The organism is Curtobacterium sp. MCBD17_030 (assembly GCF_003224255.1).
In the GTDB taxonomy this organism is placed as follows: domain Bacteria; phylum Actinomycetota; class Actinomycetes; order Actinomycetales; family Microbacteriaceae; genus Curtobacterium.
Genome location: NZ_QKLI01000005.1, coordinates 205,275 through 219,594, shown reverse-complemented (window position 1 = coordinate 219,594; position 14,320 = coordinate 205,275). Strand labels below are relative to the sequence as shown.

Here is a 14,320-nt window from a genome sequence, read left to right as displayed (position 1 = left end):
CGCCCGGGTGGAGCGGAGGAACTGCTCCTCGGCCCGCCGATCGACCGGGAAGACCTGGTTCGGCCCCGACCTCGACTGGGGCTCCGACGCCCCCGACGGCTACGAGGGCCGGCTCGACGCGATCCCGTCGATGTACGGGGTCGAGATCGCCTACCCGGTCGATCGGCGGGCCGAGGAGCAGTTCCTCCGCTCCACCCGGGCGGCCGCCGCGCAGGGCGCCGTGCTCGTCGTCAGCCTGGTGCCGGACCAGTCCCTCCGATCACTGACCAAGGCCGACGCCGGACGCGCGAACACCCTGTTCGAGCAGGCCCACCGGCAGTACGACACCCAGCTCCTGGTCCGCTTCGCCCCGCAGATGAACGGCACGTGGGTGCGGTGGGGGCAGCAGCCGACGCAGTTCGTGCGGGCCTTCCGGACCGTGGCGCGGCAGGTGCACACAGGGAACTCGGACGCCCGCATGGTGTGGTCGCCCTCCTACGGTGCCGGCTACCCGTTCGGCTCGTCGGCCGGCCGCCTGGCGGACCTGTCGGCGACGGACACCGAGAAGCTCGACACGAACGGTGACGGCCAGATCACCGCGGCCGACGACCCCTACGAGCCGTACTGGCCCGGGGCGTCGTCCGTCGACTGGGTCGGCCTGTCCATGTTCTACTTCGGCAAGGGCAAGGCCACCGAGGCAGCGGGTCGCGACGTCCCGCTGACGAGCAACGACGTGCCGGCGTCCGACGAGGTCGCGCAGCGCTTCGCCGAGCGCTGGGGCTACGACCGGCAGCAGCCCGGCTCGTTCGTCGACCGGTTCGCCGTCGAACGTGATCGCCCGATGCTGCTGGACACCGGCGCGCTCTACGACCACTCACTCGGCGGTGCCGGCGAGCTGCAGGTGAAGCAGGGCTGGTGGCGGCAGGTCATCGCCGAGGTGCGGAAGACCCCCGAGATCCGCGGGGTCACGTTCATCGAGGCGAACCGCCGTGAACCGGAGGCCGGCAACCGTGTGGCCGACTGGCGCTTCGCGAAGGCCCCGGGCACCGCGGGTTCGTTCCGCACGGACCTGCAGGGCGCCGACCAGTTCGTCTTCGGCCCGGTCACCGACCGGGTGACCCCGCAGCAGGGCGCTGCCGCGACGAACCAGCAGCTCGACACCGGCGGCGACCAGATGGCGTGGATCGTCTGGCTGGCGGCAGGGCTCGCGCTCGTGTTCGTCCTGAGCGGTCTGGTCGGACGGTTCGTGCCGAGCTGGCGGTACCCAGACGACGGCAAACCGGGGCGTGACCTGCGCCTGGACCTGTTCCGCGGCTTCATCATCCTGGCGGTGGTGATCACGCACATCGAGGTCTCCGGCCCGTACTCGTACCTGACGCTGCACGCGGTCGGCGCGATCACCGGCGCCGAGATGTTCGTGTTCCTCTCCGGCATGGTGCTCGGCATGGTCTACCCCCTGGGCGTCGCCCGCTTCGGCGAGTGGGCGTCCGCGGTCGGCGCCTGGAAGCGTGCCCGCAAGCAGTACGTCGTCACGCTCGTGGTGATCCTCATCGTCTTCGCGTTGAGCTTCGTCCCGCTGCTCGACACCGACGCGATCACGACGTTCACCGACCGCGGCACCGGCCTCGACGGGGTGCAGGCAGAGGGACGCGTCTACGACCTGTACCCGAACGCGATGCAGCTGTTGGCGTACCCGCCGCCCTGGTACGCGATCCGGCAGTTCCTGCTGCTCGAGATGGGCCCGTGGCCGTTCAACATCATGGGTCTGTTCGTGGTGCTCAGCCTGTTCATCCCGGTGTTCATGTGGGTGATCCGCCGCGGGTACTGGTGGGCGCTGCTCGTCGTCAGTTGGGCGCTCTACGTCTTCCAGGCGGTGCACCCCGAGTTCAAGCCGCTCAACGCGCAGTTCGACGCGGTGTTCCCGCTGCTGACCTGGCAGGTGGTGTTCACCCACGGCCTGGTGCTCGGCTACTACCGACGCCAGATCACCCGGGCGCTGACCGGACGGCTCGGCAAGGTGCTCATCGGCGTGCTGGTCTGCGGGTACGCGGCGTTCCTGGTCTACGTGTGGGCGGGCGACCGGTTCGCGTTCACCCCGGCACCGTTCCCCGCGACCATGTACCAGGACCTCTACAACACCGCGTACCAGCGTGTGGACCTGCAGTGGGGTCGCCTGATCGACATCGCCTTCTTCGCGATCGTCTCGTACGCGATCCTCACCGTGTTCTGGAAGCCGGTGAACGCGGTCATCGGGTGGCTGTGGATCCCGCTCGGGCAGGCCAGTCTCTACGTCTTCGTGTGGCAGGTGTTCTTCGCGCTGGTGATCGCGTCACTGCCCCTCGACTACGGCAACGTCTGGATCGGCACCGCCGTCCACACCGCGCTCATCCTGCTCAGCTGGTACATGGTGCGGCGGAAGTTCCTGTTCTCCGTCATCCCGCGCTGACGGTCCGACCGCAGGGCGGCGACGGAACGGACGGGAGGCCCGTCACCAGCTGGTGACGGGCCTCCCGTCCGTCGTCCGCCCCGTCCGCCGGGTCGCGCCGTCAGTCCCCGTACTGCCGCGTGAGCTCCCGACGCAGCACCTTCCCGCTCGGACCGATCGGCAGCACGTCGACCACGTGGTAGACCCGCGGGTACTTGAACGAGGCGACGCGGTCGCGCACGAACGCGTCGAGCGCGTCGGACCCCGCCGCGCCGTCGCGGAGGACCACGGCCGCGTGCACCTCCTGCCCGTGCACCGGGTGGTCGACGCCGAACACCGCGGCCGAGGCGACGTCCTCGTGCCGGTGCAGCACCGCCTCGATCTCGGACGGGTAGACGTTGTACCCGTTCCGCAGGATGAGGTCCTTCTTGCGGTCGACGATGCTGACGTACCCGTCGTCGCTCAGGACGCCGATGTCGCCGGTGCGCAGGTACCCGTCGGCCATCGCGGCCTCGGTGGACTCGGGGTCGTCGAGGTAGCCGAGGAACAGGTTGTGCCCCCGGACCACGATCTCGCCCGGTTCACCGACCGGCACCGGCACGATGCGTCCCTCGACCTCGGCGTCCGCCACGACGACGTCGACACCCCACACGGCGGGACCGACGCTGCCGGCCCGGCTCGGGACGCCGCGTGGGTTCACCGAGATGACCGGAGAGGTCTCGGTCATGCCGTAACCCTCCTGGATCGGCGCCCGGAAGGTCGACTCGAAGCGTTCCAGCACGGCGGCGGGCAGGGCGGCGCCGCCGGAGACGCACCAGCGGAACGGCGGTCGGGCGTCGTGCTGCTCGGCTGCCCCGAGGAGCGCGATGAACATCGTCGGGACGCCGAGGAACGCGGTCACCTGCTGGTCGGTGCACAGCTGCAGCGCGGTGGCCGCGTCGAAGCGGGGGAGCAGCACGATCGTCGCTCCGCGGCGGAGCGTGGTGTTCATCACGACCGTCTGCCCGAACGTGTGGAACAGCGGGAGGCCGCCGAAGACGACGTCCTCCTCGCGCAGGTCGAACACGTCGATGATGCAGACGTTGACCTGCTCGACGAGGGCGAAGTGCGACCCGACGGCACCCTTGGGCTGCCCGGTCGTGCCGCTGGTGAACAGGATGGTGGCGGGGTCGAGCGGGTTCGTCGCGACGACGGCGTCGAGCGGCTCGCCCTCCGACGCCAGCGCGGTCAGCGAGAGGACGTCGTCGCCGGCCCCGACGCCGACGACGAGTGCACCGGTCTCGGCGGCCGCGGGGCCGGCCTCGCCGAGCACCGAGCCGGCGGCGACGAGCACGCGGGCGCCGGAGCGGCCGAGGACGTGGGTGATCTCCTCGCGCTTGAACAGCAGGTGGATCGGGACGACGACGGCGCCCATCGCGAGGACGGCGAAGTACGCCACCAGGAACTCGGGCACGTTCGGCAGCATCACCGCGACCCGGTCGCCGCGCTCGACTCCGCGGGCGCGGAGGCCACCGGCGGTCGCGCGGACCCGCTCCCAGAGCTCGCCGTAGGTCAGTTCGTGGACGCCGTCCGGCATCGCGGTGAGGACGGCGGTCTTGCCGGGGTGCCGTCGTGCGCCCTCGGCCACGATCGTGGCGACGTTCAGTGTTCCCGGTCCGGTGGTGCTGGTGGACATCGTGCCCCTCTTCGTCGGTGCGGGCGTCGTCGCCCTCGTTCGCGCCGCTGGTGAGACGACGCTGCGCGGTCGTCGGGTCCGACCGCCCTCCCGACGCTACCCAGCACGGGCGGTCCGCATGCAGCCCCCGTTCGGCGGACAGGGCGCCGTACCCGGGTCGCACCACGACGGACGGGAGGCCCGCGGCGATCCCGCCACGGGCCTCCCGTCCGTCCTGGTGTGCGCTGGTGCGCGACGCTCAGCGCGACGCGATGGGCGTGGGATCCACCGGGTCCGGCGGCACCGGCAGGGAGCCGCGGATCTGGTTCTGCGCCTGGCAGTCGCTCGTGCAGTTCGTCGCGCCGGCGCTGAGTTCGACGGCGTCCTCGCCGAGCACCCCACCGAGACGGCCGCCGGGCTGCACCGTCCAGGTGGTGGTCGTCGCCGTCTGCGAGGTCTTCGTGGCGACCTGCGGGCTGTCCTTGCCGAGCAGCATCTGGTGCGCGTCGCTGCCGGCGGTCACGGCGGCGGTGCCGTCGCCGAAGTTGACCTTGCCGGTGTACGGGTTGACGAAGTAGAACAGTCCGGCACCGAGCGTGTGGGTGAAGGTGACGGGACCGGCGAACTCGGTCTCCATCTGGAAGATCCCGCCCTGCGCGCCGTCCTTCGCCTGGATCTTGAACTTGCCGGCGCCGGTGCTGAAGATCGCGACGAGGGTGTCGTCTCGGACCTCGAGTGACGACAGCCGGGTGCCGGCGAGCTGCGCGGCGGTGAGCGAGGGCACCTTCGACGCGAACACGACCGTCGGCTTCGTGACCATCCGCTGCGAGTCGGGCGCACCGGTCAGCGTGTAGTCGTACACCCCGAGGTCGGCGAGCCGGATGTCGAAGCCGTTGTGCTTGCCGCGGACCGCGATGGTGCCCGAGACGGCGGTGTCCCGGAGCTTGTAGTCCTTGCCGACGGCGGGGTTCGTGGTGGTGCCGTTGACCGTGACGGCGTAGTCGCCGCCGGTCGAGGTCTTGCCGGACGCCTGTGCCGGGGCGACCCCGACGAGGGCGACCGCGGCGACGGTGGCGGCGGCGAGAGCCGCCGCGAGGAGCGTGGCCGTCCCGCGGGTGCGGCCGGTACGGCCGGTCGGGTGATCGGTAGTGGTGGGCATGGTGTGCCTCCTGTGCGGGGCGGTTCGAGACTCCGGACCGGTTCGATGTGCGGGGCGGTTCGACCCCTCGGCACGATCGTCGCCGTTCCACCACGCGGGCACCATCGGACCTTGGTACTAGTACCCGTGGTCCCGCGCCCAGAGCGCCGCGGTCGTGCGGTCCGCCACCTGGAGTCGTCGGAAGACGCTGCCGACGTGCACCTTCACCGTCCGTTCGGCGATCCCCAGCTCGGACGCGATCTGCCGGTTCGACAGGCCGCGGGCCAGGCGGACGAGGACCTCACGCTCGCGTGGCGGCAGCACGGGCCCGGACGTGGCGGGTGCGGCCTGCGGATCGGACACCGCTTCCGCCGCGGGCAGCAGACTCCGGGCGACCCGTGGGTCGATCGGCACCTCGTCGCGAGCGGTCGCCCGCACCGCCCGTACGACGTCGTCCGGGGTGGCGTCCTTGAGCAGGTACCCGGTCGCCCCCGCAGCCAGCGCAGCCCGGACCCGCGCGTCGTCGGCGAAGGTCGTCAGCACGAGCACCCGGGCGGACGGCAGACCCACGCGCAGGCTCGCGGTCGCGACCACGCCGCCGGCACCGGGCATCGACAGGTCCATCACCACCACGTCGGGACGGAGCGCGAGCGCCTGGTCGACGGCGTCCTCACCGGTCGCGGCCTCACCGACCACCTCGCAGTCGTCGGTCGTGTCGAGCACCGCACGGAGACCACCCCGGACCAGGGCGTGGTCGTCGACGATCAGCACCCTCACCATCCGGACTCCGTCCCGGCGGGGACCGCGAGCTCCCAGGTGGTGCCGGCGCCCGGGGCGGTCCGGAGCAGCAGCGAGCCCCCGGCGTCCTCGGCGATCTGGCGGAGCAGGGTGGTGCCGAGGTGACCGCTGCGTCGTGACCGGAGCACGGCCTCCGCGTCGAAGCCGACCCCGTCGTCGGACACGCGGACGACGAGCTCGTCGTCCCGTCGGTCGACACGCACCCGGACGGTGGTCGCACGCGCGTGCCGGACGGCGTTCGCGACGGCCTCGCGGACGAAGCGCACGGCGGCGAGCAACGCCGGGGGAGCGGCCGGGACGGTCGCGGGCACGTCGAGTCGCACCGCCAGGCCGGCCGCGCGACCGCGGGCGGTCGCGTCGTCGAGCGCTGCGCCGAGCCCGTCGCGGTCCGGGGCCGCCGGTTGGATCGCGGACATCGACGACCGCAGGGCCGACACCGCGGACCGCAGCGTCGTCGCGGACTCCTCGAGCACCGTGGCACCGGGTCCGGGCATGCTCCGGGCGGCGGCACCGAGGCCGAGCGCGAGTCCGGCGATGTCCTGCACCGGACCGTCGTGCAGGTCGGCGGCGAGACGCCGGCGCTCGGCGGTCTCGGCGTCGAGGGCCCGGACGAGCAACCGCTCCCGGTCGTGTTGGCCGGAGCGCAGCCGCAGCAGCAGCCACAGCACGACGGGCAGCAGCAGTGCGATGCCGACGCCGACGGTGCCGAACGCCAGCGTGGCGAACGCCGAACGGAGCGAGGCCGCGCTGCCGAGGACGGCGTCGTACGGGTAGTACACCTCGAGCAGCAGCGCGTCGCCGGAGGGCACGTGCACCGCCTGGTAGGCCTCGAGGAGCGGCCCCTGCCCCCGCTCGTACCGGTTCTCCGGCGCGGTCAGGTCGGACACCTCGGCGTCGGAGCGGTCGGACTCGAGCGCCTCCAGGTCGTCCTCGGACAGTGCGAACCGCTGCCCGACCAGGCGGGGTTCGTCGGACCACAGGACGGTGCCGTCCGCGGCCCAGAGCTTCACGCGGACTGCACCGGTCGCGGCGGTCACGGCCCGCACGGCGCGGTCCAGCCGGTCGGCGGCGGCACGGCGGTCGGCTGCGGACGCCCCCGGGTCGGCCACGGCGTCGAGCAGCGCCGGTTCCACGACCGCGCGGGCGACGGCGGCGGTGTCGTCGGTCGCGTCCGCGACGGCGAACCCCTCCGCCGTGCGCTGCGAGACGAGCGTGCCGACCGTCGCCACGGCCGCACCACCGAGCAGGGCCGCGAGGACCACGCCCACCAGCACCCGGCGCCACGGTACCGACCGGGCCGGGCGGCGGCGCAGGTCGCGTCGGACGACGAGCACGGCGTCGTCGCCGTACTCGGAGTCGAGGGTTCGTCGTCCGGGCACAGGGTCACCGTAACCCGCGCCCGAGCGGCCCCGGACGTGACGGGAGGCCCGTGGCGATCCCGCCACGGGCCTCCCGTCGAGGTGTCGACGTCGCTGCGTCAGCGCTGCTTCGTCGTCGCCACGAAGAGGTCGTCGAACAGCCCCTGGTCCTCCGTGGGCTGCTCGCCGTGCTTCCAGCGACGGCGCAGACGGCGGATGGTGGTGATGCGCACCGGATCGACGCCCGGCTCGGTCTCGTACAGGCCCATGGTGTCCCTTCCCGTCGGCGGTGACCCCCGTGCGAGGGGTCCTGATCGTGTCCGACGGTACGGCCGCGTTCGGAGCCACGCCCGGGCAAGTAGGTCGAGAAGTTACCCATCCGCGTTGCATGGACAATTCGCCCGGGTGCGAACCGACTGGCCCATAACCTGCCTTACGACGTGGGCGGCACCCCGCCGTCGAGCGCCCCGACGATGCGGTCGACGATGCGGACGAGGCGTCGGCGCTCTCGTTCCGAGAAGGAGGACAGGAGTTCGTGCAACTGCTCGTTGGTGTCGTCCAGCGCCGCTGCGAACACCTGCTCCTGGCCGGGCGTCAGCTCGATGAACCGGCTCCGACCGTCCTCCGGGTTCGGGACGCGCTGCAGGATCCCCTGACGTTCCAGCCGGTCGATCACGCCCGTCACCGCGGGCCCCGTGAGGCCGAGGTGCGACGTCAGGTCCTTCACCCGGACCGAGCGGTCGCCGCTCCTCGCTCGCCAGACGTACTGCAGGACCGACAGGTCCGTGCCGGAGACACCGGTGCGGTCGCGAAGGCGGTTCCGCAACGCGGCCGAGGCATGCTCCAGACGGGTCAGGGCACCCATGACGTCGAGGTCACTCACCGGATGCCCTCCTCCGTGCGTCGCGGCACACCGGAGTGGGGACCGGCGTGCTCGCCGCAAGGGTATCCAGATACCGCTGGTCTCGAGCACAGCGTGGTGACGACGTGAGCGAGTCGCTCGCTCCGGAACCCCGGGAGACCCGGGAGCCGGCCGGACGGGAGGCGCCCGCCGACACCGCGGTGCCGGTGCGGTTCGAGGTGGCCGGCTCCGACCCCGACGCCGCCGTCCGCGACCTCGCCGGCATCTACTCCGGCAAGCAGTGGCTGTCACGACGGACCGAGGGGGAGTACTCCTACCGCTACACGGCGATCGGCGACTCCGAGGTGTCGATGCGCCGGTCCACCATGAACGGCTTCCTCCGCGGCGCGTCGGCACCCGGAGACGACCTGGTGATGAGCTGGCTCACCGCGGGCTCCGGCACGCCGGACGTCCTCCGTGACCGGGTCGCCCTGCGTGTCGGAGTGCCGATGCTCTTCCCGGCGCACCGCGACGTCGTCTTCGTGGCCACCGACTACGACCAGCAGCTCGTCCACCTCGACCGTGGGTTCGTCCGGGAGGTCGCCGCCGAACGCTTCGACGTGGGCACGCGTGAGATGCGCTTCGACCACCTGCGGCCCGCGGACAGCCTGATCGTGCGGCACTGGCGGGACTCCCTCGGTGCCCTGGCCCGCGCACTGCGGGAGGGCGGGACCGGCTCCCTGGTCTGGCACGAGGCGAAGCGGCAGACCGTCGACGCCTTCCTGCGGGTCGTCCCGCCGCAGCTCGACCAGCTGCCCGCGGAACTGCTGCACCCGCGGCAGGCGAAGCTCCGAGCCGCCGTCGAGCACATCCACGCGCATGCCGACGACCCGATCACGATCACCGAGCTGGCGCAGGTCGCGGGGCTCAGCGTCCGCAGCGTGCAGGAGGCGTTCCGGCGCACCTTCGGGGTGTCGCCGCTGAGCTACCTGCGGCAGGTGCGGCTGGACCGGGTGCACGAGGAGCTGCTCGCGCTCGACCCCAGGACGGTCTCGGTCGGGCAGGTCGCCACCCGCTGGGGTTTCGCGCACCTCGGACGGTTCTCGGCGTCCTACGCGGAGCGGTTCGGCGAGTACCCCAAGCAGACGCTGCGGCGCTGAGGCGCGCCTGCCGGACGCCCGGAGGCGCTACGGTTCCGCCATGACCGGTACGCCGATGACCGCCGAGGCACCGCCGACCCCGCTCCGGCGTCGAGCGCTGGTGTCGTGGGCGCTCTGGGACTGGGGCTCCGCCGCCTTCAACGCCGTCGTCACGACGTTCGTGTTCAGCACGTACCTGGCCAGCCGGGCGTTCGTCGACCCGGCACTCGTCGCCGCCGAGGACTCGTCGTCCGCCGCGGCCGCCGCCGTCGAGCGCGAACTCGCCCACAACGCCGCGGTCGTCTCCACGGCGCTGACGATCGCCGGGATCGTCGTCGCCCTCGTCGCGCCGGCGATCGGCCGGCTCGCGGACACGTCCGGCCACCGGAAGCGCTCGGTGCTCATCGCCACGATCGGCATCGTCCTGTCGATCGTCGGCATGGTCTTCGTCGCGCCCGAGCAGCCGTACCTCGTGCTCGGGGCGGCCCTCATCGGCATCGGCACCGTCGCCTACGAGATCGCCTGCGTCGGCTACAACGCCATGATCGGCCAGGTCGCCACCGGGCCGAAGACCGGCCGCGTCTCCGCGATCGGCTGGGCCGCCGGGTACTTCGGCGGCATCGTGCTGCTCATCGTGCTGCTGCTGCTCTGCATCCAGGACTTCGGCGTCACCGGCAAGGGTGGCTTCCTGCAGTTGCCCGCGACCGTCGCGACCGGGCAGTGGGACGTCCGTGTCGCGATCGGCATCGCCGCCGTCTGGCTCGCCGTCAGCTCGATCCCGCTGTTCGTCGTCGTCCCGGAGGCGCCCGCCGACCCCGACCGCCGCGCGTCGATCTGGTCCGCCTACGCCGACCTCGGCCGCGACGTCGCCCGGCTCTGGCGCACCCGGCGGAACGTGCTGGCCTTCCTGCTCGCCAGCGCGGTGTTCCGCGACGGCGTCGGCGCGGTGTTCACCTTCGGCGGCATCATCGCCGCGCAGGTGTTCGGCTTCAGTCCGTCCGGCGTCATCATGTTCGCGATCGTGGCGAACGTCGTCGCCGGCATCTCCACCGTGGTCTCCGGACGGCTCGACGACCGCTTCGGGTCCCGGCCGCTCATCATGGTGTCGCTCGTCGGCCTGTCGGTGTTCGGCACCGCGGTGCTCTTCGCCGGGTCCGCGCAGGCGTCGTTCTGGGTGCTCGGTCTCGGGCTCTGCATGTTCGTCGGGCCGGTGCAGTCGTCCTCCCGGGCGTACCTGGCGAAGCTGGCGACGCCCGGCCGCGAGGGGGAGCTGTTCGGCCTGTACGCCACCACCGGGCGGGCGGCGTCGTTCATCGCGCCGGCGCTCTTCGGGGTCGCGGTGACGATCGGCGGCTCGACGCGGTACGGGATCCTCGGCGTCGTCGTGGTGCTCATCGCCGGACTCGTGCTCATGGCCTTCGTCCGCGACGAGTCCGCAGCGCCCGCCGCCTGACGCGCGGGACCTGCCGCCCCGCCCCCTTGCGGCCGCGCCGCGCCGCGCCTCCCCGCGCCCCTCTGCGGCTGCGCCGCGCTCTGCCTCCCCGCGGCCGAGCGGTCACGACACCCCGCTCACTTCCGCCGAGGTGTCGCGATCCGTCCCTCTCGCGCGCCCAGAGCGACGCATCGTGGCCTCTCGACGTGGGGCAGCCGGGGGTGTCACGGTGGCCGGCGGGCGGGAGGCGCGGTGCCGGACGCGGGGCGTGCCTCCCGTCCGGGGGCTGCCACGGTCGCGCGACACCCCGTTCACTTCCGCCGAGGGGTCGCGATCCGTCTCTCTCGGGCGCCCACAGCGACACATTGCGGCCTCTCGGCGTCGGGCAGCCGGGAGTGTCGCGGCGGCCGGCGGGCGGGAGGCGCGGTGCCGGACGCGGGGCGTGCCTCCCGTCCGGGGGCTGCCGCGGTCGCGCGACACCCCGCTCAGTTCCGCCGAGGTGTCGCGATCCGTCTCTCTCGGGCGCCCAGAGCGACACATTGCGGCCTCTCGACGCCCCGCGCCCGCGCGCGTCGACGCCCAGCGCCCGCCCGGCCAGTACGCCCGCCCGCCTGTCCGCATGCCGCTCCGCCCTCCGTCGCCGCGGAGACCCCCGCGCGTAGCGTCCGCCCGGACGACCCACGAGGAGGAACCCATGAAGGCAGTTGTCTGGCACGGCATCGGCGACATCCGGCTCGACGAGGTTCCGGAGCCCACCATCCAGGACCCGCACGACGCGATCGTGCACATCACCCGTTCCGCGATCTGCGGCACCGACCTGCACTTCGTGCGCGGCACCATGGCCCCGATGGTCGAGGGCACGATCCTCGGGCACGAGGCCGTCGGCGTCGTCTCCCAGGTCGGCGAAGCCGTCCGCGGCTTCAGCCCGGGCGACCGCGTCGTCATCAACTCGACCATCTCCTGCGGCGCCTGCCGGTACTGCCGCATGGGCCAGACCGCGCAGTGCGACGTCGCGAACCCGAACGGACCGCAGGCGGGCACGAGCTTCTTCGGCGGCCCGCAGTCCACCGGCCCCGTCGACGGACTGCAGGCCGAGTACGTCCGCGTGCCGTGGGCGCAGAACACCATGCACCCGCTGCCGGAGAACGTCAGCGACGAGCAGGCGATCCTGCTCTCGGACATCTTCCCGACCGGCTGGTTCGGCGCCGAGCTCGCCGGCGTCCGCCGCGGCGACGTCGTCGTGGTGTTCGGGGCGGGCATCGTCGGCCAGTTCGCGGCCGCGTCCGCCTACAAGCAGGGCGCCGGCCGCGTCATCGTGGTCGACGGGCACGAGACCCGGCTTGCCGCGGCACTCGCGCAGCACTGCGAGGTCGTCGACTACAACCGGGAGGACCCGGTCCAGGCGATCATGGACCTCACCAACGGCATCGGTGCCGACGCGGTCATCGACGCGGTCGGCGTGGACGCGGAACGCCCGAAGCACGGCCCGGCCGCCGTGTCGGACGAGCAGGCTGCCGCGTTCGACGCCGAGGTGCAGCAGGTCGCTCCGGACGCCTCACCCGACGGGTTCGGCGACCAGCAGCAGTGGAAGCCCGGCGACGGGCCGTCGCAGGTCGCGCAGTGGGCGGTCGCCTCGGTGGCCAAGTACGGCCGGATCGGGATCATCGGCGTCTATGGCCCGACCGCGCAGTCCTACCCGATCGGCGAGGCGATGAACAAGAACCTCACCATCCGCATGGGCAACTGCGACCACCACTCGGTCACGCCGCCGCTCATCGACATGGTCGCGGCCGGGCAGTTCGACCCGACGGCGCTCATCACCGAGCACGAGGGCATCGGCTCCGCCATCGAGGCCTACGAGGCGTTCGACCGCCGCGAGCCCGGCTGGATCAAGGTCGAGCTGACGGACTTGACCGCCTGACGGTGGTGCCGGCCTGGAGGCCCGGTGCCGGTCCGACGGGCCGGCACCGGGCCTCCCGTGGTCCGGCCGCGACAGCCGGTGCGTGGCTCGGCGGCTCGGTGCGGCTTCCCCTGCACCGATGCGGTTCTCCGCGCAGTTGCCCACACATCGGCGCGACGGTCGGCCGCGGCCGGGGCAGTGCGCCAGGATGGGACGCATGACCGACCAGCGGATCGCCGTCGTCGTCCTCGCCGCCGGGCAGGGCACACGCATGAAGTCCTCGCTCCCCAAGGTGCTGCACCGGCTCGCCGGCCTGCCCCTCATCGCCCACGTGCTCCGGACCGCGGAGTCGCTGTCTCCGGAGCACGTCGCTGTCGTGGTGCGGCACGAGCGCGACCGCGTCGCTGCCGAGATCACCGAGCGAGCCCCCGACGCCCTCCTGGTGGACCAGGACGACGTCCCGGGGACCGGGCGTGCGGTCGAGGTCGCGGTGGACGCGCTCCCCGCCGACTTCGACGGTGTCGTCGTGGTGCTCTCCGGCGACGTCCCGTTGCTCGACGCGCAGAGCCTGCGCACCCTCGTCAACGCCCACGGCGGTGGTGGCCACGGCGCCACCTTCGTCAGTGCGATCGCTCCCGATCCGACCGGACTCGGGCGGATCGTGCGCGATGCCGACGGGTCGTTCGCCGGGGTCGTCGAGCACAAGGACGCCACACCGGAGCAGCTGCAGATCACCGAGGCCAACGCCGGCATCTACGCCTTCGACGTCACCGAGCTGCGCGCCGTGCTGCCGTCCCTGACGACCGAGAACGCCCAGGGTGAGAAGTACATCACCGACGTCCCGGCACTCATCGCCGCCCGCGGTGGCCGGGTGGACGTCGTCACGCTGACCGACCCGTGGCTCGTCGCCGGCGTCAACGACCGCGCGCAGCTGTCCGACGCGGCGCGGGAGCTCAACGCCCGGATCGTCCGCCGGCACCAGCTGGCCGGGGTCAGCGTGCAGGACCCCGCCTCGACGTGGATCGACCTCGACGTCACGATCGAACCCGATGCCGAACTGCTGCCCGACACCCAGCTCCTCGGTGCGACGGCGATCGCCACCGGCGCCGTCGTCGGGCCTGGCACCACGCTGCGGGACACCGAGGTCGGGGCGGGCGCCACCGTGAACCGGGTCGACGCCACCCTCGCGGTCATCGGGGAGGGCGCCTCGGTCGGACCCTTCGCCTACCTGCGGCCCGGCACGATCCTGGGCGAGCGGGGCAAGATCGGGACCTTCGTCGAGACGAAGAACGCCGTGATCGGCCGCGGCAGCAAGGTGCCGCACCTGTCCTACATCGGCGACACCGAGGTCGGCGAGGACTCCAACATCGGCGCGAACACCATCACGGCGAACTACGACGGCGTCCACAAGCACCGCACCGTCATCGGCTCCGACGTCCGGACCGGGTCGCACAACGTGTTCGTCGCCCCGGTTAGGATTGGTGACGGGGCGTACACCGGTGCAGGCACGACCGTCCGCAAGGACGTGCCGGCCGGGTCGCTCGCGATCAGCTACGCCCCACAGCGCAACACCGAGGGATGGGTCGAGGAGAACCGACCCGGTACCCCGGCGGCCGAGTCCGCTCGGCGTGCGCGAGGCGAATGACACCTTCGACG

The 14,320-nt window shown here is 72.5% G+C and carries 11 protein-coding genes; 5 read left to right on the top strand and 6 right to left on the bottom strand.

Annotated elements, in window-relative coordinates; translation table 11 throughout:
* The coding region (gene opgC, locus DEI89_RS07355; protein WP_146236705.1) for an OpgC domain-containing protein at positions 1-2,425 on the top strand (2,425 nt) is incomplete at its 5' end.
* A gap of 100 nt (positions 2,426-2,525) precedes the next feature.
* Here the strand turns inward: opgC and DEI89_RS07350 are convergent.
* From DEI89_RS07350 to DEI89_RS07330, 6 genes are all read right to left on the bottom strand, one after another.
* Positions 2,526-4,079 carry an AMP-binding protein gene (locus DEI89_RS07350; protein WP_110903374.1) on the bottom strand — a complete coding sequence of 518 codons (1,554 nt, stop codon included), beginning with the start codon at positions 4,077-4,079 and terminating at the stop codon, positions 2,526-2,528.
* Between the two features lie 238 nt (positions 4,080-4,317).
* Positions 4,318-5,217 (bottom strand): hypothetical protein, encoded by a 900-nt coding sequence (locus tag DEI89_RS17630; RefSeq protein ID WP_181421546.1) that lies wholly within the window; start codon positions 5,215-5,217, stop codon positions 4,318-4,320.
* A 117-nt stretch (positions 5,218-5,334) separates the two neighbouring features.
* Complete coding sequence (locus DEI89_RS07340) at positions 5,335-5,976, bottom strand: response regulator transcription factor (protein ID WP_110903373.1); 642 nt, start codon at positions 5,974-5,976, stop codon at positions 5,335-5,337.
* A complete protein-coding gene (locus tag DEI89_RS07335; protein ID WP_146236704.1) occupies positions 5,970-7,373 on the bottom strand; it encodes a sensor histidine kinase in 1,404 nt (467 codons plus the stop codon). Before DEI89_RS07335 ends, DEI89_RS07340 begins: the two co-directional genes overlap by 7 nt.
* Positions 7,374-7,471: 98 nt before the next feature.
* A complete protein-coding gene (locus tag DEI89_RS17625) occupies positions 7,472-7,621 on the bottom strand; it encodes a hypothetical protein (RefSeq protein ID WP_181421545.1) in 150 nt (49 codons plus the stop codon).
* Between the two features lie 164 nt (positions 7,622-7,785).
* On the bottom strand, positions 7,786-8,235 hold the full coding sequence (locus tag DEI89_RS07330; protein ID WP_110903371.1) for a MarR family winged helix-turn-helix transcriptional regulator: 450 nt from the start codon (positions 8,233-8,235) through the stop codon (positions 7,786-7,788).
* Between the two features lie 104 nt (positions 8,236-8,339).
* On the opposite strand from DEI89_RS07330, the gene DEI89_RS07325 reads away from it, so the two are divergent.
* From DEI89_RS07325 to glmU, 4 genes are all read left to right on the top strand, one after another.
* On the top strand, positions 8,340-9,353 hold the full coding sequence (locus DEI89_RS07325) for a helix-turn-helix transcriptional regulator (protein ID WP_110903370.1): 1,014 nt from the start codon (positions 8,340-8,342) through the stop codon (positions 9,351-9,353).
* A 40-nt stretch (positions 9,354-9,393) separates the two neighbouring features.
* The gene (locus DEI89_RS07320; RefSeq protein WP_258366144.1) at positions 9,394-10,785 is read left to right on the top strand and encodes an MFS transporter; all 1,392 of its coding nucleotides are present in this window, start codon (positions 9,394-9,396) and stop codon (positions 10,783-10,785) included.
* Between the two features lie 673 nt (positions 10,786-11,458).
* Complete coding sequence (locus DEI89_RS07315) at positions 11,459-12,685, top strand: alcohol dehydrogenase catalytic domain-containing protein (protein ID WP_110903369.1); 1,227 nt, start codon at positions 11,459-11,461, stop codon at positions 12,683-12,685.
* A gap of 196 nt (positions 12,686-12,881) precedes the next feature.
* Positions 12,882-14,309, top strand: coding sequence for a bifunctional UDP-N-acetylglucosamine diphosphorylase/glucosamine-1-phosphate N-acetyltransferase GlmU (gene glmU / locus DEI89_RS07310; RefSeq protein ID WP_110903368.1), 1,428 nt, complete (start codon positions 12,882-12,884; stop codon positions 14,307-14,309).
* Positions 14,310-14,320 lie beyond the last annotated feature (11 nt).

Coding starts and splice junctions, on each gene's coding strand:
- DEI89_RS07350 (WP_110903374.1), bottom strand. CDS start 4,079: ATGTCCACCAGCACCACCGGACCGGGAACACTGAACGTCGCCACGATC.
- DEI89_RS17630 (WP_181421546.1), bottom strand. CDS start 5,217: ATGCCCACCACTACCGATCACCCGACCGGCCGTACCGGCCGCACCCGC.
- DEI89_RS07315 (WP_110903369.1), top strand. CDS start 11,459: ATGAAGGCAGTTGTCTGGCACGGCATCGGCGACATCCGGCTCGACGAG.
- DEI89_RS17625 (WP_181421545.1), bottom strand. CDS start 7,621: ATGGGCCTGTACGAGACCGAGCCGGGCGTCGATCCGGTGCGCATCACC.
- DEI89_RS07340 (WP_110903373.1), bottom strand. CDS start 5,976: ATGGTGAGGGTGCTGATCGTCGACGACCACGCCCTGGTCCGGGGTGGT.
- DEI89_RS07320 (WP_258366144.1), top strand. CDS start 9,394: ATGACCGGTACGCCGATGACCGCCGAGGCACCGCCGACCCCGCTCCGG.
- glmU (WP_110903368.1), top strand. CDS start 12,882: ATGACCGACCAGCGGATCGCCGTCGTCGTCCTCGCCGCCGGGCAGGGC.